Source organism: Embleya sp. NPDC020886 (assembly GCF_044333915.1).
Taxonomy (GTDB): Bacteria; Actinomycetota; Actinomycetes; order Streptomycetales; family Streptomycetaceae; genus Embleya.
The window spans coordinates 21,278-42,221 of the sequence record NZ_JBIRRX010000028.1 but is presented as its reverse complement, the minus strand read 5'-3'; the positions used below and the strand labels follow the sequence as shown (position 1 = coordinate 42,221).

The following is a 20,944-nucleotide window of genomic DNA, read 5'->3' as shown; positions in this document are numbered from 1 at the left end:
TGTGCCCGTCTTCACCCCCCGGTCGCACGGCCGCCGGGCCGGACCGCACCCGAGAAATCGACGCCCGGACCACCGTCCCGTCCACCCGCCGCTCCCACGCGCACGGCCGGGCAGGCCCAGGAGTCGGGCGCCGGAGGCCGAGCGGGCGGACCGGGTCGCGTTTCGCCCCGGCTACACGGTCAACACCACTTTCCCCTCCGCCGTGCGATTCTCCAGCGCGGCATGCGCGTCCGCCGCCCGGGCCAGCGGGAAGCGGGTGATGGCCGGGACCAGCCGACCCGAGGCCGCCTCGTCCAGCGCCCGGGTGATCAACTCGCGCCCACCGCCCGGCGGCACCATGTTCGGGCCGATCGCCCAGGTCGCGCTCAGTTGCCGCTCGACCAGGTCGCGGGTGCCGATCTCGGTCGGCTCGCCGGACGCCCACCCGTACATCAGGAACCGCCCGCCGGGCCCGAGCAGTTCCAGCGCCTGCCGGCCCAAGGCACCGCCGACGCCGTCCAGGACGACGCCGACCTCGTGCCCGGCCAGGGCCTGGCGCACCCGCTCGGGCCAGTCCGGCACGCGGTAGTCCACCGCGACATCGGCGCCCAGCGTCCGCACCCGATCCACCTTCGCCGGGCCGCCCGCGACCCCCACCACCAGCGCGCCCGCGGCCCGCGCGGCCTGCACGAACAGGCTGCCCAGGCCGCCGGCGGCGGACATCACCAGCACCACGTCCCGCTCGGTCAACCCGGCCACGCCGAGGATGCCCTGCGCCGTGGCACCGGTGGTGATCGCCGCCACCGCGACCTCGTCGGCCAATTCCTCGGACAGCGGGTACAGCGCGCCCACGTCGGCGAGCGCCTGTTCGGCGTACCCGCCCACACCGACCTGGGCGACGACCCGGCGGCCCAGCCAGTCCGCGGCCACCCCGGGGCCGACCGCCCCCACCACACCGGCCACTTCGGCACCGGGTGTGATCGGCAACGGCGGCGGTCGATGCGGGCCGACCGCGATCCCGCGCCGAAGTCGGGCCTCGATCAGGTGCACGCCGCTCACCCGAACGTCGATGCGTACCTGCCCCTCGGCGGGCACCGGGTCGGCGACCTCCTCCAGGCGGAGGTTTTCGGCCGGACCGAAGGTGTGCAGTCGGATCGCGCGCATGACGGTGTCTCCCGAGTTCGACGGTGGGCGGTGGCGGGCCGGACGGTCCGCGAGCGCCGGGTACGGGGACCACTATCGAACTTCAAGCCGACTTGAAGTCAACCCTTCCTCGGCCGTCGCGTCGCCGATCCCGGGCACGGGTGGGGCGCGCAAGTGCGGTGGGCCCGACGCGAGATGATCACCGCATGAACCAGATTATTCTGATGAGCGATCCGCGCGTGGCGGCCATCCCGGTGCGCGACTGTGCCGAGGCTCTCGTGGACGTCCGCGCGGACGGCTCGCTGCCGGTGGACCTGCGCGAGGCGGAAGGCAGCGCGGCGTTCTCGTTTCTGCGCGTGGGCGTGCTCGACCGGTTGATCAAGGCCCAGACGGCACTGCCGCACGGGCTGCGACTGCTGTTCGTCGAGGGGTATCGGAAACCGTCCCTGCAACGGCACTACTTCGAGGAGTATGCGGCCGAGCTGCGCGCCGCCAACCCCGACTGGTCCGCCGACCGCGTCCACGTCGCGGCCAGCCGCTACGTCTCGCCGCCCGAGATCGCCCCGCACAGCGCCGGGGCGGCGGTCGACCTGACCCTGGTGGACCCGGACGGACGCGAACTCGACCTCGGCACCCCGATGAACGCCAGCCCCGAGCAGAGCGACGGCGCGTGCTACACCGGCGCCGCGAACATCACCGCCACCGCGCGGGCCAACCGCGACGTGCTGGGCGCCGCGCTGACCGCCGCCGGCCTGGTCAACTACCCCACCGAGTGGTGGCACTGGTCCTACGGCGACCGCTACTGGGCGCTGGCCACCGGCGCGGAGGCCGCCCTGTACGGCCCGCGCGAACTCGACTGACGTCGACATCGGGCGGCCGCGGACGACGACGGGCGCCGAATGGGCGGCAGACGGTAGTTGGTCCGTTACCATCGGCGATCATCGGCGTGGTGATTCGAGGCGTTTTTCGGCATCTGCGCGGGCGTTGAACGGACATCTGGTCGTACACGACACGTCATCCGTTCTTCGCCCCCTGGTTCCCGCAGGGCTGATGAACTCTGCTCCGTCGGCACAGCGTCGACCCAGAAGGAGGAGAAATGCCGGATCTGCGTTTGTCCCGCCGTCATCTCGCGTGGGGTGCGGCCGCCGTCCTGGCCGTCGGCGTCGCCGTACCCGGCGCGGCATCGGCGTTCGGTCAGGCGGATCAAGCACGGCACGCGATCAAGGACGGGTCGGCCAGGAACGTAATCCTGCTCATCGGTGACGGCATGGGCGACTCCGAGATCACCCTGGCGCGGAACTACTCGGTCGGCGCGGCCGGCCGGCTGAACATGGACCGCTTCCCGCTGACCGGCGCGTACACGACGTACGCGGTGGACAAGGAGAACCGCCCCGACTACGTCACCGACTCGGCCGCGAGCGGCACCGGGTGGGCGACCGGCCGCAAGACCGTCAACGGGCGCATTTCCAAGACCCCGGACACCGACCGGGCCATACCGACCATCCTGGAACTGGCCCAGCGCAACGGCTACGCCACCGGCAGTGTCACCACGGCGGAGCTGACCGACGCGACCCCGGCGGTGCTGGCCGCGCACGCCACGGACCGAAGCTGCGCGGGTCCGGCGGACATGGCCAAGTGCCCCACCGACACGATCGGCGCCGGCGGCCCCGGTTCGATCGCCGAGCAGAGCGTCGCGCACAAGGTGGACGTGCTCCTGGGCGGCGGCAAGGCGCGCTTCGACCAGACGATCACGCAGGGCCCGTTCGCGGGGAAGACGGTCACCCAGCAGGCCCAGGCCCAGGGCTACCAGGTGGTCACCGACGCCGACTCGCTCAAGGCCGCCAAGGCCGGCAAGCCGGTACTCGGCCTGTTCGCGCCGGTCAACGTGCCGGTCGAGTGGACCAGCAAGGCGGCTGCCGTGGGCGGTACCGAGCCGCAGCGCTGCGTGACCGCCAACCCGGCGCGGCCCGCCGGCACGCCGAGCCTGGTGCAGTCCACCACCAAGGCGCTGGAGCTGTTGGAAGCCAAGCAGTCCGGCCGCGGTCACGACCGCGACAAGGGCTTCTTCCTCCAGGTCGAGGGTGCCTCGATCGACAAGCAGGACCACGCCGCCGATCCGTGCGGCCAGATCGGCGAGACCGTCGCGTTCGACCAGGCGGTCAAGCTGGCCCGCGAGTACGCGGCCAAGCACCCCGACACGCTCGTGGTGACCACCGCGGACCACGGCCACACCAGCCAGATCGTGCCGCTGGAGGCCACCCCGCCGGGCCTGTCCTCGACGCTGGTCACCAACGAGGGTGGACAGTTGAAGGTCAACTACTCGACCAACACCCCCGGCAAGTCGCAGGAGCACACCGGCACCGAGGTAAGGATCGCGGCGCAGGGCCCGCAGGCGTTCCGGGTGCTGGGCGTCACCGACCAGACGGAGCTGTTCACCACGCTGCGCACGGCGCTTCGACTGCGCTGACGCGGCGACGCACGACCCGATGAGCGGCCTCGGCCGCCGCCCCGGCCCGCAGGCCCACCCGCCTGCGGGCCGCGGTGCGTTCGGGGCGTGTGGGTCGAGCCCTCGGCGCGGGCGAACGCCCGGATAGGGTGCGGCTTTCGGCTCATCCAAGGAGGCGGCACGTGGTCGACATCGGCAGGCTCACACCGGCGGACCGGGCGGACTGGCAGCTTCTGTTCGAGGGCTACAACACCTTCTACGAGCGCACCCTGGCCCCGGAGTTGTTCGACCGGGCGTGGACCGCGTTCCAGGAGGACACCCGGATGCACGCGTTGGGCGCGAAGGTGGACGGCCGACTGGTCGGCATCACCCACTTCCTGGTCCATGCCAGCACCACGACGCCCGACGTGTGCTACCTCCAGGACCTGTTCACCGCGCCGGAGGCCCGGGGTCGGGGCGTGGCCGGGGCACTGATCGCCGCGGTGGCCGACTGGGCCCGCGAACGGGAGTGCTCGCGGGTGTACTGGTCGACGCACCAGGACAACACCACCGCCCGTCGGCTCTACGACCGGGTGGGGCTGAACCGGGGCTTCGTGCTGTACCAGATCGGTCTCTGACCGGCGCACTCCCGGATCGCCGCCACCCTCGGCGACTGCCCCGGTCAGCGGGCCAGTTGCGCGGCCAGCAGGGCGGGGGCCTCGGCCAGGGACGGGCCGTACCAGGTGAGGTGGCGTCCGCTGACGAGGGCGGTCGCGATGCCCGGGAACGCCTCGGGGCCGTCCTCGGCGGTGAACGCGTAGGGCTCGTCCGGGAGGACCACCAAGTCCGGCTCGGTGGACAGGAGTTCGTCCAGGGAGAGCTTGGGCCAGCGCTCCGCGTGGGTGCCGAGCACGTTCTCGACGCCGAAGCGGGAGAGGACGTCGGCGGCGAAGGTGTCCCGACCCGCCGCCATCCACGGCCGCCGCCACACCGGGATGATCGCCCGTCTCGGCCGGGCCGGCGGCAACGCGGTCCACGCGGCCCGGCACCGGTCGAGCCACGGCGGGGCGGGCAGCCGGCAACCGAGCACGAGCATGCGCTCCAGCGCCGTGAACGCCTCGTCCAGACCACGGACTCGGGTCACCCACACGGCGATTCCGGCGGCGCGCAGGGCGGCCAGGTCGACCGCGCGATTCTCCTCCTCGTTGGCCAGCACCAGGTCCGGGGCGAGCGCGCGGATCGTGTCCGGGTCCGGATTCTTGGTGCCGCGGACCCGAACCACGTCCAGGTCGGCGGGGTGCGAGCACCAGTCGGTGGCACCGACCAGCAGACCGGGCGCAGTCGCCGCGACCGCCTCGGTGAGCGAGGGGACGAGCGAGACCACCCGGCGCACGTCGGCCGGCACGGACACGGTGAGGTCGAGGTCGTCGCGCATGCCTCGACCCTACGACTCGTGGGACTGCGCCGCGGTGGCGATCATGCTGTCTCCTAGGGTGGCGTCATGACGAGCACGGAAAACGGCGGTACGGGCAACGTCGGCGATATCGACGACCCCCTCGACCCCGGCCTGTTCGACGCGCTGCGCGCGGACGCGATAACCGATCTCACGGGCCTGGGCGAACTGTACGAGCAACCCGGCGCGGCGGCGGCCGCCAAGGAGATGGACCGGCTCACCGAGCAGACCCGGGCCCTGGTCGGCTGTGCGTCGCTGGTCTTCGTGGCCAGTGTGGACGCTCGGGGCCGCTGCGACGTGACCCCGCGCGGCGGGCCGGCCGGCTTCGTCACCGTGCTGGACGATCGCACGCTGGTCATCCCGGACGCCACCGGCAACAAGCGCCTGGACACGCTGCGCAACGTGCTGGAGACGGGCCGGGTCGGGCTGTTGTTCGTGATCCCCGGCCGGACCACGACGCTGCGCGCGAACGGCCGCGCGTGCGTGTCCGCGCGACCCGAGTTGCTGGCGCAACTGACCGCCGTGGGCAAGCCGCCGGTGAGCGCGCTCGTGGTGGAGCTGGACGAGGTCTACCCGCACTGCCCCAAGGCCCTGCTGCGCAGCTCGGCCTGGAAGCCCGAGGGCTGGCTGCCCGCCGACGCGCAGCCGAGTTCGGCCGAGGTGACGCTGGCCCAGTTGCGGATGCCGGGGCTGACCATCGACGACATCCGGCGGGCGGAGGAGGAGTCGATCAAGTACCGCTACGAATAGCCGAGGCGATGCGATCCGGCGCAGCGGACCACCGGGTTCGTGACGCCGGCGAACCGGTGAAATGCCGCCGAGATTCCTGGAGTACGCACCTGTGAATGCCCTGCCGCCCGCCGACCCCACGGTGCTGCACCCGATGCCCGAGCAGCCGCGCGTGGTCCTGCTCAAGCCGTTGGTGACCTCGCCGCTGATCGAGGTCGGCGAATTCTCGTACTACGACGACCCGGACGATCCGACCGCGTTCGAGACCCGCAACGTGCTCTACCACTACGGCCCGGAGCGGCTGGTGATCGGCCGGTTCTGCGCGTTGGGCGAGGGCGTGCGGTTCATCATGAACGGTGCCAACCACCGGATGGACGGGCCCTCGACGTTCCCGTTCCCGATCATGGGCGGATCCTGGGCCGAGCACTTCGACCTGATCGCCGGCTTGCCGGGGCGTAGCGACACGGTGGTCGGCCACGACGTGTGGTTCGGCTATCGGTCCACCGTGATGCCCGGCGTCCGGATCGGCCACGGCGCGATCATCGCGTCCGGCGCGGTCGTGGTGGACGACGTCCCGGACTACACGATCGTCGGCGGCAATCCGGCCCGCCCGATCCGCCCCCGACACAGCCCGGAGGACATCGCCCGCCTGCTCGAACTGGCCTGGTGGGACTGGCCCATCGCACACATCACCCGACACGTACGGACCATCATGTCCGGCACCGTCGACGACCTGGCGGCGATCGCCCCGGAGGCGGGCTCACGGTAGTGCGGGCGCCCCGGCCCCGGGTCGACACGCCGGGCCCGCCCGGAGGGCAGGGGCGCCACTCGACGCCACACGGGGCGTCACCCGATCGACACGTACCGCGAGGTGTCCTGCCCGCCGCCGTGCCATCGTGGCCGGGAACCCATCCCCCCTCGGAACGGAGTTCCCTCATGGGCATCAAGGACGAGATTCAGGCGAAGGCCCGGCAGACCAAGCAGAAGGCGCAGCCGCGGCAGGACGGGGCGAGCGAGCAGGAGCGGCTGCGGCAGCGCGCGGACGCGGCGCAGCCCAGGCTGAACGGGGCCGGCGAGCAGGAGCGGCTGCGGCAGCGCGCGGAAGAGGCCCGCCGGTCGGGCCGACGGAACGTCGACGACGTCGAGGACGAGTTGGAGCCCCGGCGCTGACATCCCCGCGCAGACGTGGGCCCGCTGCACCGCATCGGTGTTGCGGGCCCACACCCGTGGACCGCCGTGGGGGGCCGATGCCACGCCACCGCCCGAGTCGGGCGAGTCGGCATTCGAGGCCGGGGGTATCGCCGGGCCGGTTGCGCCGATGCGGGTCAGCGGTAGCCGGTCTGGTCGGCGGGCAGGCCCGGGTCCTGGACCTCGACCAGGTAGCGCCACGCGTCGGGTCGGCTGCCGTCCAGGTCGGTGAAGCCGTACACGCCCGCGAGTTGTCCACTGGACAGGGATCGGCCGTTCCAGCGGGCCACTTCGGGATCGGCCGCCAGCGCCACCACGGCCCGGCCGACGTAGGCGGGGGATTCGGAGATGCCGAAGTGCGGTTGGATCCGCGTCGCCTCCCGCCAATTCCGCTCGGTCACCCCGTAGTTGTCGAGCATCATCTCCGAGCGCAGCCACCCGGGAGTCAGCGCGACGGCGGTGGCGCCGCGCGGACCCAGTTCGTGGCCGAGCGCGAAGGCCATCCGCAACACCGCCGACTTGGCCAGGTCGTAGAAGAAGGACACCCGGTAGTTGTCCCGGTTGTACTCCTCGGTGCCGTCGGTCATCTCCACCACCAGGCCGCCGGGCGTACGCAACAACAGGGGCAACGCGTGGTGGTTGGTGATCGCGTGCGTGTCCACCGCGAGCCGCAACAGGCGCAATCCGTCGTCCAGGTCGTGCTCCCACACCGGGGTGTCCCACGCGAACAACTTCTCGCCGCCCCAGATGTCGTTGACGAGCACGTCCAGCCGACCCTGCTCGGCCTCGATCCGGGCGACCAGGGCCCGTACCCGGTCCGAATCCAGATGGTCCGTGGGCACCGCGATGCCCCGTCCGCCCGCCGCGGTGACCAACTCGGCGGTCTCCTCGATGGTCTCCGGCCGGTTGTACTCCGAGCGCCGCTCGCGGGTGCTGCGCCCACTCACGTACACGGTCGCGCCCGCCGCGCCGAGTTGCACCGCGACCCCGCGCCCGGCACCTCGGGTGGCGCCGGCGACGAGGGCGACGCGGCCCCGGAGGGTGCTCGTCGACATGTGGTTGCCCCCTTCGATGCGTCGGCCGCCCCGTTCGGCAGGTGCTCGGGCGCGATGCACCTGCCGAACGCGGCGGCCGACGCGGTCCATGAAACACGCAACGCCACGCCGATCGGCCCGACCACTCACCCATCCGGCCGACCCGGACGGCCGAGTCCACCCGATCGCGCACCCGCGCGCCCCCATCGCGCTGCGTCGTGCGCGCCGGGAGGCGGGCCGGGCCCGCTCAACCCACCGGTTCCACCCCGGGTTCCAACGGGTTGTCCAACAGCCGGGCGAAGGCCAACTCGGCGGCGCCGTACAGCGGGGCGTCGTCGCCGAGCGCGGCCGTGCGCAGTTTGAGGTGTTCGCGGGTGACCGCCAGCGAGGTGCGGTTGAGCCGACTGCGCACCTGGGCGGCGGTGGCCAGGTACACCTCGCGCAACGTCCCGCCGAACACCACCATCTGCGGGTTGAGGATGTTGACCAGGTTGGCCACGCCGAGCCCGAGCCAGTCCCCGACCCGACGCAGCCCCTCCTCCGCGTCCTGATCGCCGCGCGCCGCCGAGTCGGCCAGGCCGCCGATCGCGTGCTTGGCGGTGCCGCGGGTGAGCGCGAACTCGCCGATCTCGGTCTCCCAGCATCCGCGCGACCCGCACCGACACGGCCGGCCGTCCGGGTTGACCACCATGTGCCCGACCTCGCCCGCGTAGCCGTCGCCGCCGGTCACCGGTCGCCCGGCGGAGAGGATGCCGCCGCCGATGCACACGTCGCCGTGCAGGTAGATCACGTCGTCGCAGCCCACCGCCGCGCCCCGGGTGTGCTCGGCGACCACGCCCAGGTCGGCGTCGTTGCCGACCATGACCACCGTGCCGATCGCGGTCGACAACCGCTCGCCCAGCGGCTCGTCGCGCCAATCCGGGGTGTGCCCCTCGGGGATCGTGCCGTCCGACCCGCGCACCATCGCGCACACCGCGACCCCGGCGCCCACGCACACGCCGTCGCGGGGCGCGCTCAGCCGCATCTGCGCAACGAACCCGCCGAGTGCCTCGGCCACCTCCTTGGGCGAGAACCCGCTGCCGGGGCGTTGGATTTCGCGGCGATCCAGGATCACCCCGCCGAGCCCGACCCGGGCCGCGACCACCCGGTCCACGCCGATCGTGAAGGCGTACACGTACACCCGCTGCGACTGTGCCCGGACCACGAGCGAGGGCCGGCCCCGCCCGCCGCCGGAGGTGTCCCGCGGGGCCTCCTCCACGACCAGGCCGGCCGCCGCCAGGTCGGCGGTGAGCGCGCCGATGGTGCTGCGGTTGAGGCCCATGCCCGCGGTCAACCGGGCCCGCGAGGTGGGGCCGAGTACGTGCACGTGGCGAAGCAGCGCCCCCAGGTTCTGCCTGCGGATGTCCTCCTGGGTGGGCGCTGCGCGCATCGGACTGCGGACCCTGCCTTTCTCATCCGTGGCGTCGATCGAGGGGGAGGGCGGCGTCACCGCAGCCCGGCGGCTTCGGCCCGCCGCCGTGACAGGGCGTCGACCCCGGCGGCGAGGAGCAGCACGACGCCGGTCACAACGTACTTGACGCCCGCGCTGTACCCCATGAGCCCCATGCCGTTGTCGATCACCGCGACCACGGCGCCGCCGAGCACCGCGTCCAACACCCGACCCTTGCCGCCGAACAAGCTGGTGCCGCCGATCACCGCGGCGCCCACCGCATACAACAGCACATTGCTGCCACCGGTGTTGGAGTCCACCGAGTTGGCTCGCGAGGCGGCGACGATGCCGCCGATGGCGGCCATCGTGGAACAGATCACGAAGGCCGAGATCCGCACCCGGTCCACGTTGATCCCGGCCCGGCGGGCCGCCTCGCGGTTGCCGCCGACCGCGTACAGGCTCAGCCCGTACGGCGTGCGGCGCAGTACGAAGGTGCCCAGCAGGAGCAGCACCACCAGGACCGGCACCACGATCGGCACGCCGCGCAGCGAGGAGATCACCACGTTGCGGCTGCGCTCCTGGTTGAGCACGTACACCGCGAGGCCGACCAGGATCGCCAGCGTGCCGACCCGGATTCCGGTGATCGCGATCGGTTCGGCGCTCAGCCCGCGCCGCGACCGGTTGCGGTTGCGGCGCAGTTGCAGCGCCGCGTAGCCGCCCACGGTGGCGGCGGCCAGCAGCCAGCCGACGATCGGGGCGAGGTTGCGGTTGGAGATGGCCAGGATGGTCGAGTCGCGCACCGGCACGTTGGTGCCGCCCTTGACCAGGAGCAGCGACACGCCCTGGAAGGCCAGGAACGCGCCGAGGGTGACCACGAAGGAGGGGATGCCGACCTTGGCCACCAGGACCCCGAGCAGCAGCCCGATCACCATGCCGACGACCAGGGCGGCGAGTACGCCCAGATACCAGGGCCAGCCGTGTTCGGTCAGCAACACCGCCAGCACCGCCGCGCACACCCCGCTGGCGAAGCCCGCGGACAGGTCGATCTCGCCCAGCACCAGGACGAAGATCAACCCCATCGCGATCACGGTGACCGCGGCGCCCTGGGTGAACAGGTTGGCGAAGTTGCCCGCGCTCAGGAACCGCGGGCGCATGATCGCGAAGACGGTGCACAGCACCACCAGGCCGAGCACGGCGGGCATCGCGCCGGTGTCGCCGCCGCGCAGTCGGGCGAGGTAGTCCTTGACGTGCGTGACCACCGGCGACTCGGGCGCATCGGACTCGCTCTTGTCGGCGAGAGGCAGGACGCTGCTCGTCATCGGTTCACTCCGTTTCGACCCGCGCCGGGACCGAGTGCCTCGGTCTGCCCCGACGTGATGAGTTCGACGATCTGGGAATGGGTGATCTCGCTGGTGCTGACCTGTGCGGCGGTGCGGCCCAGGTAGAGCACGGCGATCCGGTCGGCGACCGCGAACACGTCGTTCATGTTGTGCGAGATGAGTACGACGGCCAGGCCGTTGTCGGCGAGCCGGCGCACCAGTTCGAGCACCTGCGCGGTCTGCGAGACGCCGAGCGCCGCGGTGGGTTCGTCGAGCACCACGACCTTGCTGTTCCACAACACCGCCTTGGCGATCGCGACCGTCTGGCGCTGGCCACCGGAGAGGCTGGAGACGCGTTGGCGGATCGAGGAGACGGTGCGTACGGACAGGCCGGCCAGGGTCTCCTCGGCGATCTGTTCCATGCTGTCCTCGTCCAGCACCCAGCCGCGCCGGCGTTCGCGGCCGAGGAACATGTTCTGCACGATGTCGAGGTTGTCGCACAGCGCGAGGTCCTGGTACACGATCTCGACGCCCAGGTCGGACGCGTCGCGGGGGCTGTTGACGGTGACCGGCGCACCGTCGAAGAAGTACTCGCCGGAGTCGGCGGTGTGGATGCCGCCGATGCACTTGACCAGGGTCGACTTGCCCGCGCCGTTGTCGCCGACGAGCGCGGTCACCTGACCCTCGTAGACGGACAGGTCCACGTCGCGCAGGACGTGTACGGCGCCGAAGCTCTTGTTGATGCCGCGCAGTTCGAGCACGGGATCGGACGCGGGCGGCGGGGCGGGGGTGGGGGACAGGGCCACGGTGCGGGCTCCTCGCGTGGGGGTGGCGGCAGGGTACGCGCCGGCCGGAACCGGCCTCGTGGGTGCGGTTCCGGCGCAACTGCGGAGTCTGGGCGGCTAGTTGATGCCGAACTCGGTGCACTTGGCGGCGTAGGCGCCGGTGCACAGGGTGTCCTTGGTGACGTACCCGTCGGCGACCACGTCCTTGACGTTCTCCTTGTAGATGGCCAGCGGCTCCAGCAGTACGGACGGCACGTCGCGCTTGCCCTCGGGGTCGCGGACGGTGGCGGGCACGGCCGGCTTCTGGCCCTTGGCGAGCGCGACGGCCAGTCCGGAGACCGCGTCGGCCTCCTTCTTGATCGCCTTGTAGACGGTCATGCACTGGTCGCCGACCAGGATGTTCTGCAACGCGGTGGTCTCCGCGTCCTGCCCGGTGACCGGGACCTTGCCGTTGAGCTTCTGCTTCTTCAGGATCGAGATCGCGGCGTTGCCCAGGCCGTCGTTGGCTGCCACGACGCCGGAGATGTTCGGCGACTGGGTGAGCATCTGCTCGAACATGTTGGCGCCCTCGGTGTTGTTCCAGTCCGGGACGGCCTGGTCCGGGCCCTTGACGTACTCGCCGGAGTCGAACTTCGGCTTGAGTACCGCGTCGTAGCCCTGCTTGAGCAGCGTCGCGTTGTTGTCGGTGGCCGAGCCGTTGAGCATCGCGACGGTGGGCTTTTGCGCCTTCGCGGCGGACAGGCACTTCTCGATGCCCTGGCCCATCAGCGTGCCGACCTTCACGTTGTCGAAGCTGACGTAGTACTGCGCGCTGCCGCCCAGGGTCAGTCGGTCGTAGTCGATGGTCGCGACGCCCTGGGACTTGGCCTTGTCCAGCACGGCCTTTCCGGTGCCGCTGTCCAGGTTGACGATGATCAGGACGGTCGCGCCGTTGGTGATCATCTGGTCGGCGAGGGTCTGGAACTGGGACTTGTCGCCCTGCGCGTTCTGGATGTCGTAGTCGACGCCGGCGGCCTTGAACGCGTCGGTGAGGTACTTGCGGTCGTTGGTCTCCCACCGGCCCGACGTCTTGCTGTCGGGCAGGATCACGCCGATCTTCGCCTTCTTGCCACCGCCGTTCGTGGCGCCGGACGAGCCGGTGCCGGAGTCGTCCGAGCAGGCGGAGAGGGTGCCGGCGGCCAGTACGGCGCAGGCGGAGACGGACACGAGGAACCTCTTGCGCATGGTGGATCCCTTCGGGCACGCGCCGGTGGGGGCCGGCGGGAGACGTGGAGGCGTCGCGGGATGGTGCGGCGTGCGGAGCTGCGCAGGACGGACGGGTAAAGCGGTCGGCACGGTCAACAAGGGAAGGCGGCCACGCCTTAAATGTTGTGGGCGACAACGTAATAGCCGGATCGGGCGTCCGCCAGACCCTGGAACCCCCGATGAATGCCGACTTCGGTAACGGTTGGGAAACGTAGGCGAACCAAAAACCGGTTGTTCGGAAAGGGGAGGGGTGTCGGGGCCCGGGATTGCGAAGTACGGGTGGGATGGCCCGGGTTCGGGTGGCGGGAAGGCATGGGTGCTGGTGGGCGGGGTGAGTGGGGTGGGTGGGGTGGGTGGAGGGATTATGTTTCGAGCAACAACTTAGATCGGCGGTGGGCGGGTTGCGGTGGCTCGGTGGGGTGACGGGGCGGGCGGGACAACGATTTCCGGGGCGGCCTCCGGTGGGGTGGGCAGTGGGCAGTGGGCGGTGGGTGTGTGGGGCGGGCGCGGCTGCGCCGGGCGCGGCGTCGGATGCGAGCCGGGTTTCGACGTCGAGGCGGTGCCGCGCCGAGGCCGACTCGGCGTCGTGCGGCGGCTGTTCGTGGCGGTGGTGTCCGGAGGATCACCTCCTTGACCTCAAGTCGACTTGAAGTTCTACGGTTTCGGCATGACCCGCGCCGAACGGTGAACGGGCTCCGTCGACCGACCGAGTGAGGAACTTCCCATGACGACCGAGCAGATCTCCGACGCCGAACTCGCCGGACAGCCCGCCGCGTACTGGACGGGTGTCGCCTATGAGGCGCTCATCGCGTACATCCGGGCCCGGCAGGTCGAAAAGGGTTACACCCAGCCCCAGTTCTGGCTGCTGCGCAACCTGTCGGTGAACGACATCTCCCCCGACGGCGGTGGGATGACGGTGCCCGAGCTGCAGGAGGCGATGACCTTGTACATCCGGCCCGAGGACGATCTGGCGGCGGAGGCCGAGGTGCTCGTGGGGCGTGGTTGGCTGACCCGGGACACCGAGGACCGGTTGTGGCTGACCGAGGAGGGGGAGCGGGCCCGCGTCGACTTCTCCCGCAACGCCCCGGCGATCCGCGCCGTCCTGCACGAGGGCATCGACGATGCGGACTACGTCACCGCGCTGAAGGTGCTCCGACGGCTGATCCACAACGCGGGCGGAACGGCCGCCTGACGGCGGGAGGATCGGGGCGGGACGCCTCGGGAGGGCATGCCTCCGAGCCCGGTGATTTCCCGGCCGGCGGCCGGGTGTGCGAGCCCGGCTGTCGGTGCCGGGTGGAAGAGTGGTCGACATGATCGAACCGAACCCGAAAGCGGACCTGCTGCGTTACCTCCAGGACGGGCGTGACGCCCTGGTGTGGAAGCTCGACGGGCTTTCGGACTACGACATCCGCCGCCCGCTGACCGGGACCGGCACGAACCTGCTCGGCCTGATCAAACATGTCGCCGGCGTGGAACTGGGTTACTTCGGCGACACGTTCGGGCGACCGTTCTTCGACGCGGAGCCGCCGCCCTGGTGGTACACGGAGGACGCGGAACCCAACGCGGACATGTGGGCCACCGCCGACGAGTCGCGCGAGGAAATCGTCGGCTTGTACCACCGGGCGTGGCAACACTCCGACCGTACGATCGCGACGCTGGCGCTCGATGCGATCGGTCATGTCCCGTGGTGGCCCGAGGAGCGGCGGGCGGTGACGCTGCATCACATCCTGGTCCGGGTGATCTCCGATACCCAGCGGCATGCCGGCCACGCCGACATCGTGCGCGAGCTCATCGACGGAACCGTCGGGCGTCTGGAAGACAACGACGGCCTGCCACCGGGAGATCGCACGTGGTGGGAGAACCACCGGAGCCGACTGGAGCGGGTGGCGCGGGAGGCCGGCAACGGCTGATCCCGCCCTGCCCCGCTCCGGCGTTGCCGGCCGGGGCGCTGCCCTGCTGCTGCCGCTGTCCCGTCTCGGTCGAAGCGACCACTTCCCCGGTTCAGATCCAGGTGCTGAACCACAGGCGGTCCAGCCAAGCGCTTCGACCGATGGTCTCACCGGCGAGGATCGGATAGAAGTACAGGAAGTTCCAGGCGATCAGGGCGATGATGGCGACCACGCCCGCAGTGCCCCAGGCGCGTCGTCGTTCGGATGCGTCGGGTGGGCCGAGGAGTGCGCCGAGCATCATGGTGACGGCCAGGCACAGGAACGGGACGAAGGCGACGGCGTAGAACAGGAAGATCGTGCGTTGCTGGTAGGCCATCCAGGGCAGGTAGGCCGCGCCGAGGCCGCACAGGACGGCTCCTGCGCGCCAGTCGCGGCGGCCGGCCCAGCGGAAGAGCAGGTAGCCGACCGCGATCACGCCGCTCCACCACAGCAGCGGCGTCCCGATGCCCAACACGGTCTGGTAGCAGTCCTGCTCGGTACACCCGGCCGTGCCTCGATGCACGGTCTCGTTGTAGTAGAGAACCGGTCGGCCGAGCACCAGCCAGCTCCACGGGTTCGACTGGTACAGGTGCGGCGCCTCCAAGTGGGTGTGGAACGACCACATTTCGGCGTGGTAGTGCCACAGGCTGCGTAGTGGCGCCGGTACCCAGGACATGCCGAATTGGGGCAGGGGGATGCCGAGTACCTCGTCGGGGGAGAGTCCGGAGCGGTCGTCGGCCCAGTGGCGGAAGTAGCCGCCGTCGGTCGTGAACCAGCCGGTCCAGGACCAGGTGTAGATGGCGACGGCGATGCCGACGGTGGCGAGGAAGGCGAGGAGTACGTCGTGGCGCAGGGTGGCGCGGTAGGGGCGGCGGGCGCCGCAGGCGCGTCGGGTGCCGGCGTCCCACAGGACGGTGAGGATGCCGAAGGCGGCGAGGACGTAGATGCCGCTCCATTTGGTGCCGCAGGCCAGGCCGAGGCAGATGCCGGCCATGACGCGCCAGGGGCGGAGTCCGAGTTTCATGGAGGCGGCGCGGGCGGGGTCGGGGCCGGATTCGAACATGCGGGCGGCGATGTTTCTGCTGTCGTCGCGGTCGATGAGCAGGCAGCCGAACGCGGCGAGGATCCAGAACATCAGGACCAGGTCGAGCAGCGAGGTGCGGCTCATCACGAAGTGCAGGCCGTCCAGGGCCATGAGCAGGCCGGCGACGCAGCCCAGGAGGGTGGAGCGGAAGAGTCGGCGGCCGATGCGGCAGAGCATCAGGACGGAGAGGGTGCCGAGGACGGCGAGGGCGAAGCGCCATCCGAAGGGGGTCAGTCCGAAGAGTTGTTCGCCCAGTGCGATGGTCCATTTCCCGATGGGCGGGTGGACGATGTAGGAGCCCTGGGTCTGGAGGGTGTCGGTCCGGCCGGCGAGGATCTGGTCGTTGGCCTCCTTGGGCCAGGTGCCCTCGTAGCCGAGCTTGAGCAGCGACCAGGCGTCCTTGGCGTAGTACGTCTCGTCGAATATCACCGCCCGCGGCTTGCCCAGGTTCCAGAACCGGATGAAGCCGGCCAGGAGGGTGACCAGGATGCAGGGCAGCCAGCCGCCGCCGGTGTAGGGGCTGTTGTCGGTGTACGAGGGCACCAACCGCTCGCGCAACGACGTCGGCGGCCGATCCCGATACCCGAACCGAGCCGGCGACCAGGCCCACCCGCGCGGCTCCGGACGTACAGCCCCGGAACTACGGCCGTCGGGGAACTCCTCATTCCCCTGCGGTAGTTGGCGGTGGGTCGGCTGATCGGTCGCCACGTCACTCGTCACCCGGGCATCGTACTGACGTACGAATTCGCCGATGGCCGTTGTGCGAGGTTCCGAACTGCGGCGAAGCGATGGCGGGCGTGACGCCTCCGGCGGTGTCGGTGGCGTCGGTGGTCTCGGTGATGCGGTGGTGATGTCGAGAAGCGGGGAGCGCCTCCGACCCTCGGGCAACGGGAACCGCCCGGATGTCAGAGGAGAATGTCGATGAACACCACGATGCACCCGACCTCGACCGATCGTTCGCCCGCCGCGTGGGAGTCCTGGTCGGTGTGGTCGGTGAGCGTGGCGGCCGGGGTGGCCGCCGCGATCGGCACGGAGTTGTACGGGTTGCTCGCCCGGGGCCTCGGCGTGCCGATGCGGGCCGGGAACATCGGGGCGGCGACGGCGGAACCGATCACCGTCGGGATGTTCGCGATGGGCACGGCGGTCAGCCTGTCGATCGGGACGCTACTGGCCGTACTCCTCGCACGCTTCGCGACCCGCCCGGCCCGGACGTACCTGGTGGCCACGCTCGTGCTGACCGCGCTGTCCATGGCCGGCCCGCTGTGGGCCGGTGACACGCCGGCCTCGACCAAGGCGATGTTGTGCGGCGCGCACGTGGTGGCCGCGGCGATCGTCGTTCCGGTGGTGGTGCGCCGGCTCGCGAGCGCTCCGGGGCGTGGGCGTGATGCGCGCGGCTGACCGGGTCCGCGGGCGCAGCGGCGGTGTCGATCGCATCCCGCCCGGTCGGCCGGGCCCACATGGTCGCGTGCGCCGCGACGTGCCCGGTCGACCGAATGCGGGTCGCCGTACGGGGTTGCTTGTCGAAGTGGGTCTACTGGTCGAAGCCGGCGAAGTAGCCGGCCGCCATGTCCTGGTCGCCGTGGCCCTGTGCGGAGGCGCGGCGGAAGCGCTCCGCCCCGGCAGCGACGACGTCCATCCGGACACCCACGCGTTCGGCGGCCTGAAGCACCAGACGGGCGTCCTTCTCGGCGTTGTCCACCGAGAAGCTGGTGGTGTAGTCGTCGGAGAGGATCGCGGCCGACTTGAGCTGGAAGTAGGCGTTGTCCATCGGGCCGCCGCCTACCACGTCCAGGAACAGTTGCGGGTCCACGTCCAGGCCGCGGGCCAGGGCCAGGGCCTCTCCGACGCCGTGGGTCAGCGCCAGGACCCAGGTGTTGAGCACGAGCTTGAGGCGACTGGCCGTGCCGGCGGTACCGTCCTCGCCGACCCACAGGGTGCGCCGACCGATCGTGTCGAACAGCGGCTGGACCACCTCGCGGGCCGCCGGCGCGCCCGCCGCCAGAACGACCAACTGCCCCTGCTCGGCAGGCCCCCGGGTGCCCTGCACCGGGGCGTCCACCAACAGCAGCCCGTGTTCACCGGCGAACGCGGCCAGTTCGTCCAGTGCGTCGACGCCGACCGTGCTGACCTGGACCCACACGGCGCCGGCGCGCAGCCCGGGCACTGCGGCTCGCATCGCGTCCAGGACCCGGGGGCCGTCGTTGAGCACGGTGACCACGATGTCCGCACCGGAGACCGCGTCGGCCGGTGTCTCGACCGCGCGCACGCCGTCGGCGGTCAGGGCCGCGGCCTTGGCGGGCGTACGGTTCCAGGCCCGCACCTCGAAGTCGTTCCGGGACAGGTTGCGGGCGATGGCGGCGCCGATGATGCCGGTGCCCAGTACGGCGACGGTGGGATGAACGGGGGTGGGTCGGGTGTTCGTCATGGTGTGCGCTTCCCATCGGGGTGGTTCGAAAATCTTCGTACCCCGGTACCGTAGACACCCACGGCCTGCGCCGGCAACCGTGGACCCAGGCAAGGAGCGGATCGGGATGCCCGTCCAGATGCACCACCCGTCGCTCGACGAGGTGTCGCTGAGCGACGTCTTCGCCGCGCTCTCCGACGAACACCGACGCGGCGTGGTCGTCGCACTGGCCGTGGACCCGACCCGCGAACTCCCGTGTACTGCACTCACGGTGCCCGGTACCAAGTCCACCCGCTCGTACCACTGGAAGGTGCTGCGCGAAGCGGGCCTGGTCGTCCAACGCAACACCGGCACGGGCATGACGCTCCGCCTCCGCGAACCCGAGTTCGAACACCGCTTCCCCGGCTTCCTTGCCACCCTCCTCCACCTCGAAACCCAACCCCCGACCGAACCGGAAGCCCCGCGCTGACAGGACCGACCCCGACCGCGTGATCTCCCGACCGCTGATGCGGTCGGCCGTTCGGCCGGCCGGTTCACCGGGGGATCGCCGGGCGCGGCGCGTGGGTGTGCAACCGCAGGCGGAGCCGACTCGGCATCGCGGGTGTCGATCGCGGCCTTTGGCGTCACCCGGGCGATGCGGTACTGGCGGAGGTCGTCCCGTGGTTCAGGAGCCCGCTCGTCTTTCTGTCGAGCCCGGGGCGGATGGAGTCGAGTCCCGTTCGATGGACATGTTCGCCGACGACGAGCACTGTGCGTTTTTTCGCGAGGCACGTGGAAGCAGGGGCGCCGTCCCGCTCGAACTGCCTTGGCTCGACGTTGAACAGGCGGTGCTGATTGCCGTCAATCGCACCCCTGGTGACGACGTTGCCCTGGCGCTCGACTACCGCACCGATCAATCGGATCCTCGCGTGGTCGGCAGTGATTTCTGGACGAACCCCCAGCTCTGCGAGTGGAGGGTCGTAGCACCTGCCTTCTCGGCCTTCGTCGCAAGCCTGGGCCTGTAGGTTCCGCGCCCTCCTCATCCGGGTGCCCCAGGTGGGCTGCGTTGGGGGCGTGTCCGGGGATGGTGGGGAGGTGGGGGATCCGGTGCGTGGCGGCTGGTCTCCCGTGGGCGGCGGAGGTAGCATCGTGAAGTGATGCTGAATCGTGTCAGCGTAGAGGGGAGCGTGTTCTGTGAAGCTGCATGTGCATGAGCGTGGGGTCGGGGACAAGGTTGCGGTGCTTGTTCATGGTGGGATGTCGGACCACGGGACGTGGCACGCGTTGGAGGATGTGCTGGTCGGGCGCGGCTACCGGGTGTACGCGCCGGACCTGCGTGGGCACGGGCTGAGCGAGCGGGCGCAGTACAGCCCGGAAGCGATGGCCGACGACCTCGTGGAGAACCTGCCGGTCGGCGCCGACGTGGCGATCGGGCACTCGCTCGGCGCGCTCGCGCTGTCGCTCGCGGTCGAGCGGTTGCGGCCGAAGAAGGCCGTGTACTCCGACCCGGGCTTTCGGATGGGCTCGGTACCTGCCGGGGCCTTCGAGGGGATGCGGGCGATGGTGGCCAACGCCTCCCTGGAGAGTATTCGTGCGATGAACCCGCGCTGGTCCGCGGCGGACGTACAGGCCGAACTCGACGGATTCCGGAAGTTCGACCAGGACTTCCTGACCCGGATGGGCGACTTCGACCCGGACTACGTTCCCGTCGCGCCCGTGGTGCCCAGCCTGGTCCAGTCCGCGTCGGACAGCTTCATCATGACGCCGGAGCTGAACGAGGAACTGCGCGGGAACGGCTTCGAGGTACGCGTGGTCGAAAACGTCGGCCACTGCATCCACCGCGACGATTTCGACGCGTTCCTGAAGTCGCTCGACGGCTGGATCTGACCCACCGCGCCCGCGCCGCATCGCGCCCGAGGCGCATCGCGCAAGAGTGCTGCCCGCGCGGTACGCCGCCCGCTCGATCGCCCCGAGCCGGCGTGGCGCGCGGGATCCGGCGCCCGCCGCAGCCCATTCGGCCCGCAGCGAACGACGTTCCGTCGCCGCCGGTCGCACGGCTATGGTCCGAATATGGGTGAACCGAGTGGTGCGTCGAGCACGGTGGAGGTCGGCGGGATTTGCCTGGCGTACGACGTGTGGGGCACGCCGGAGGCCCCGCCGCTGGTGCTGTTGCACGCGCTCGGTGAGGACGCCTCGCACTGGGCCCGAATAGCCGGGGCCCTGGCCGAGCGGTGGCGGGTGTACGCGGTCGATCTGCGCGGGCATGGGCGCAGCGATTGGCCCGGCGACTACTCCGTCGAACTGATGCGGGACGACCTGGTCGCGTTTCTCGACGTGCTCGGCCTCGATCGGGTGGACCTGATCGGCCATTCGATGGGTGGCGTCGTGGCCTACCTGTTCGCGCAGGAACACCCGCATCGGGTGGGCCGGTTGGTACTGGAGGACGTCTCTGTGCCGCTGCCGCGCGATCCCGTCCCGCCGACCCGGCCCGAGGGCGAACTCGGCTTCGACTGGGACATGGTCGTCGCCGTCCGCAAGCAGATCGACACCCCCGATCCGGTGTGGTGGGAACGCCTGGCCCGGATCACCGCCCCCACCCTCGTGGTCGCCGGCGGCTCGACGAGCCACATTCCGCAGGACCGGGTCACCGAGTGGACCCGCCGGCTGCCGGACGCCCGGGTGGTCACCATCCCGGCCGGCCACCTGGTCCACGCCGCCGAGCCCCAAGCCTTCACCGAGGTCACCCAATCCTTCCTGCGCACACCGACAGATCCCACCGGCGCCGCAGGCTCCACCGACCCCACCGGCTCCAAGCGCTGA

At 70.9% G+C, this 20,944-nt stretch carries 22 protein-coding genes; 13 read left to right on the top strand and 9 right to left on the bottom strand.

Features of this window, described 5'->3' with window-relative positions:
* Positions 1-171: 171 nt before the first annotated feature.
* Entirely contained in the window at positions 172-1,143 is a 972-nt protein-coding gene (locus tag ACH4U8_RS44735; RefSeq protein WP_395784384.1) for a zinc-binding dehydrogenase, read from the bottom strand.
* 185 nt (positions 1,144-1,328) lie between these two features.
* On the opposite strand from ACH4U8_RS44735, the gene ACH4U8_RS44730 reads away from it, so the two are divergent.
* From ACH4U8_RS44730 to ACH4U8_RS44720, 3 genes are all read left to right on the top strand, one after another.
* Complete coding sequence (locus ACH4U8_RS44730) at positions 1,329-1,982, top strand: M15 family metallopeptidase (RefSeq protein WP_360321822.1); 654 nt, start codon at positions 1,329-1,331, stop codon at positions 1,980-1,982.
* 236 nt (positions 1,983-2,218) lie between these two features.
* Positions 2,219-3,589, top strand: a complete 1,371-nt coding sequence (locus ACH4U8_RS44725) for an alkaline phosphatase (protein ID WP_395784382.1) — start codon at positions 2,219-2,221, stop codon at positions 3,587-3,589.
* A gap of 161 nt (positions 3,590-3,750) precedes the next feature.
* Positions 3,751-4,185 carry a GNAT family N-acetyltransferase gene (locus ACH4U8_RS44720; protein WP_360321816.1) on the top strand — a complete coding sequence of 145 codons (435 nt, stop codon included), beginning with the start codon at positions 3,751-3,753 and terminating at the stop codon, positions 4,183-4,185.
* 44 nt (positions 4,186-4,229) lie between these two features.
* Here ACH4U8_RS44720 and ACH4U8_RS44715 read toward each other — a convergent pair whose 3' ends face one another.
* Positions 4,230-4,982 (bottom strand): helical backbone metal receptor, encoded by a 753-nt coding sequence (locus tag ACH4U8_RS44715; RefSeq protein ID WP_395784380.1) that lies wholly within the window; start codon positions 4,980-4,982, stop codon positions 4,230-4,232.
* 66 nt (positions 4,983-5,048) lie between these two features.
* On the opposite strand from ACH4U8_RS44715, the gene ACH4U8_RS44710 reads away from it, so the two are divergent.
* The 3 genes from ACH4U8_RS44710 to ACH4U8_RS44700 all read left to right on the top strand — a co-directional run bounded on the left by ACH4U8_RS44710 (position 5,049) and on the right by ACH4U8_RS44700 (position 6,899).
* On the top strand, positions 5,049-5,750 hold the full coding sequence (locus tag ACH4U8_RS44710) for an MSMEG_1061 family FMN-dependent PPOX-type flavoprotein (protein ID WP_360321810.1): 702 nt from the start codon (positions 5,049-5,051) through the stop codon (positions 5,748-5,750).
* A gap of 61 nt (positions 5,751-5,811) precedes the next feature.
* Positions 5,812-6,498: a CatB-related O-acetyltransferase gene (locus ACH4U8_RS44705; RefSeq protein WP_395784378.1), complete on the top strand. Its 687-nt coding sequence runs from the start codon at positions 5,812-5,814 to the stop codon at positions 6,496-6,498.
* 167 nt (positions 6,499-6,665) lie between these two features.
* Positions 6,666-6,899: a hypothetical protein gene (locus tag ACH4U8_RS44700; protein ID WP_395784376.1), complete on the top strand. Its 234-nt coding sequence runs from the start codon at positions 6,666-6,668 to the stop codon at positions 6,897-6,899.
* Between the two features lie 155 nt (positions 6,900-7,054).
* On the opposite strand, the gene ACH4U8_RS44695 is transcribed toward ACH4U8_RS44700, so the two are convergent.
* The 5 genes from ACH4U8_RS44695 to ACH4U8_RS44675 form a co-directional block, all read right to left on the bottom strand.
* Entirely contained in the window at positions 7,055-7,972 is a 918-nt protein-coding gene (locus ACH4U8_RS44695) for an SDR family oxidoreductase (protein WP_360321801.1), read from the bottom strand.
* Positions 7,973-8,198: 226 nt separating this feature from the next.
* Positions 8,199-9,380 (bottom strand): ROK family protein, encoded by a 1,182-nt coding sequence (locus tag ACH4U8_RS44690; RefSeq protein ID WP_360321798.1) that lies wholly within the window; start codon positions 9,378-9,380, stop codon positions 8,199-8,201.
* A gap of 56 nt (positions 9,381-9,436) precedes the next feature.
* The gene (locus ACH4U8_RS44685; protein ID WP_360321795.1) at positions 9,437-10,699 is read right to left on the bottom strand and encodes an ABC transporter permease; all 1,263 of its coding nucleotides are present in this window, start codon (positions 10,697-10,699) and stop codon (positions 9,437-9,439) included.
* On the bottom strand, positions 10,696-11,505 hold the full coding sequence (locus ACH4U8_RS44680) for an ATP-binding cassette domain-containing protein (protein ID WP_360321792.1): 810 nt from the start codon (positions 11,503-11,505) through the stop codon (positions 10,696-10,698). Before ACH4U8_RS44680 ends, ACH4U8_RS44685 begins: the two co-directional genes overlap by 4 nt.
* A gap of 96 nt (positions 11,506-11,601) precedes the next feature.
* On the bottom strand, positions 11,602-12,708 hold the full coding sequence (locus tag ACH4U8_RS44675) for a substrate-binding domain-containing protein (RefSeq protein WP_360321789.1): 1,107 nt from the start codon (positions 12,706-12,708) through the stop codon (positions 11,602-11,604).
* Positions 12,709-13,453: 745 nt separating this feature from the next.
* Between ACH4U8_RS44675 and ACH4U8_RS44670 the strand changes: the two genes are divergently transcribed.
* Positions 13,454-13,921, top strand: coding sequence for a MarR family transcriptional regulator (locus ACH4U8_RS44670; protein WP_395784374.1), 468 nt, complete (start codon positions 13,454-13,456; stop codon positions 13,919-13,921).
* A gap of 118 nt (positions 13,922-14,039) precedes the next feature.
* Positions 14,040-14,639 (top strand): DinB family protein, encoded by a 600-nt coding sequence (locus ACH4U8_RS44665; protein ID WP_379992366.1) that lies wholly within the window; start codon positions 14,040-14,042, stop codon positions 14,637-14,639.
* A 91-nt stretch (positions 14,640-14,730) separates the two neighbouring features.
* On the opposite strand, the gene ACH4U8_RS44660 is transcribed toward ACH4U8_RS44665, so the two are convergent.
* Positions 14,731-16,461, bottom strand: coding sequence for a dolichyl-phosphate-mannose--protein mannosyltransferase (locus tag ACH4U8_RS44660; protein ID WP_395784372.1), 1,731 nt, complete (start codon positions 16,459-16,461; stop codon positions 14,731-14,733).
* Between the two features lie 201 nt (positions 16,462-16,662).
* On the opposite strand from ACH4U8_RS44660, the gene ACH4U8_RS44655 reads away from it, so the two are divergent.
* Positions 16,663-17,139: a DUF6069 family protein gene (locus tag ACH4U8_RS44655; RefSeq protein ID WP_395784370.1), complete on the top strand. Its 477-nt coding sequence runs from the start codon at positions 16,663-16,665 to the stop codon at positions 17,137-17,139.
* 133 nt (positions 17,140-17,272) lie between these two features.
* On the opposite strand, the gene ACH4U8_RS44650 is transcribed toward ACH4U8_RS44655, so the two are convergent.
* Complete coding sequence (locus ACH4U8_RS44650) at positions 17,273-18,166, bottom strand: NAD(P)-dependent oxidoreductase (protein WP_360322142.1); 894 nt, start codon at positions 18,164-18,166, stop codon at positions 17,273-17,275.
* A 106-nt stretch (positions 18,167-18,272) separates the two neighbouring features.
* Here ACH4U8_RS44650 and ACH4U8_RS44645 point away from each other — a divergent pair, with 106 nt between their 5' ends.
* The 4 genes from ACH4U8_RS44645 (at position 18,273) to ACH4U8_RS44630 (ending at position 20,944) form a co-directional block, all read left to right on the top strand.
* Complete coding sequence (locus ACH4U8_RS44645; RefSeq protein ID WP_360322140.1) at positions 18,273-18,614, top strand: helix-turn-helix transcriptional regulator; 342 nt, start codon at positions 18,273-18,275, stop codon at positions 18,612-18,614.
* Between the two features lie 253 nt (positions 18,615-18,867).
* Positions 18,868-19,149, top strand: a complete 282-nt coding sequence (locus ACH4U8_RS44640; protein ID WP_395784368.1) for a hypothetical protein — start codon at positions 18,868-18,870, stop codon at positions 19,147-19,149.
* A gap of 169 nt (positions 19,150-19,318) precedes the next feature.
* Positions 19,319-20,011 (top strand): alpha/beta fold hydrolase, encoded by a 693-nt coding sequence (locus tag ACH4U8_RS44635; protein ID WP_395784366.1) that lies wholly within the window; start codon positions 19,319-19,321, stop codon positions 20,009-20,011.
* Positions 20,012-20,194: 183 nt separating this feature from the next.
* Positions 20,195-20,944, top strand: coding sequence for an alpha/beta fold hydrolase (locus tag ACH4U8_RS44630; RefSeq protein WP_395784364.1), 750 nt, complete (start codon positions 20,195-20,197; stop codon positions 20,942-20,944).

Excerpts from the sequence above, each read along its gene's own strand:
- ACH4U8_RS44645 (WP_360322140.1), top strand. The coding sequence starts at position 18,273 with ATGCCCGTCCAGATGCACCACCCGTCGCTCGACGAGGTGTCGCTGAGC.
- ACH4U8_RS44695 (WP_360321801.1), bottom strand. The coding sequence starts at position 7,972 with ATGTCGACGAGCACCCTCCGGGGCCGCGTCGCCCTCGTCGCCGGCGCC.
- ACH4U8_RS44725 (WP_395784382.1), top strand. The coding sequence starts at position 2,219 with ATGCCGGATCTGCGTTTGTCCCGCCGTCATCTCGCGTGGGGTGCGGCC.
- ACH4U8_RS44655 (WP_395784370.1), top strand. The coding sequence starts at position 16,663 with ATGAACACCACGATGCACCCGACCTCGACCGATCGTTCGCCCGCCGCG.
- ACH4U8_RS44690 (WP_360321798.1), bottom strand. The coding sequence starts at position 9,380 with ATGCGCGCAGCGCCCACCCAGGAGGACATCCGCAGGCAGAACCTGGGG.
- ACH4U8_RS44700 (WP_395784376.1), top strand. The coding sequence starts at position 6,666 with ATGGGCATCAAGGACGAGATTCAGGCGAAGGCCCGGCAGACCAAGCAG.
- ACH4U8_RS44630 (WP_395784364.1), top strand. The coding sequence starts at position 20,195 with ATGGGTGAACCGAGTGGTGCGTCGAGCACGGTGGAGGTCGGCGGGATT.
- ACH4U8_RS44715 (WP_395784380.1), bottom strand. The coding sequence starts at position 4,982 with ATGCGCGACGACCTCGACCTCACCGTGTCCGTGCCGGCCGACGTGCGC.
- ACH4U8_RS44670 (WP_395784374.1), top strand. The coding sequence starts at position 13,454 with ATGACGACCGAGCAGATCTCCGACGCCGAACTCGCCGGACAGCCCGCC.
- ACH4U8_RS44685 (WP_360321795.1), bottom strand. The coding sequence starts at position 10,699 with ATGACGAGCAGCGTCCTGCCTCTCGCCGACAAGAGCGAGTCCGATGCG.
- ACH4U8_RS44640 (WP_395784368.1), top strand. The coding sequence starts at position 18,868 with ATGGACATGTTCGCCGACGACGAGCACTGTGCGTTTTTTCGCGAGGCA.
- ACH4U8_RS44730 (WP_360321822.1), top strand. The coding sequence starts at position 1,329 with ATGAACCAGATTATTCTGATGAGCGATCCGCGCGTGGCGGCCATCCCG.
- ACH4U8_RS44665 (WP_379992366.1), top strand. The coding sequence starts at position 14,040 with ATGATCGAACCGAACCCGAAAGCGGACCTGCTGCGTTACCTCCAGGAC.
- ACH4U8_RS44735 (WP_395784384.1), bottom strand. The coding sequence starts at position 1,143 with ATGCGCGCGATCCGACTGCACACCTTCGGTCCGGCCGAAAACCTCCGC.
- ACH4U8_RS44710 (WP_360321810.1), top strand. The coding sequence starts at position 5,049 with ATGACGAGCACGGAAAACGGCGGTACGGGCAACGTCGGCGATATCGAC.
- ACH4U8_RS44675 (WP_360321789.1), bottom strand. The coding sequence starts at position 12,708 with ATGCGCAAGAGGTTCCTCGTGTCCGTCTCCGCCTGCGCCGTACTGGCC.
- ACH4U8_RS44705 (WP_395784378.1), top strand. The coding sequence starts at position 5,812 with ATGCCGCCGAGATTCCTGGAGTACGCACCTGTGAATGCCCTGCCGCCC.
- ACH4U8_RS44650 (WP_360322142.1), bottom strand. The coding sequence starts at position 18,166 with ATGACGAACACCCGACCCACCCCCGTTCATCCCACCGTCGCCGTACTG.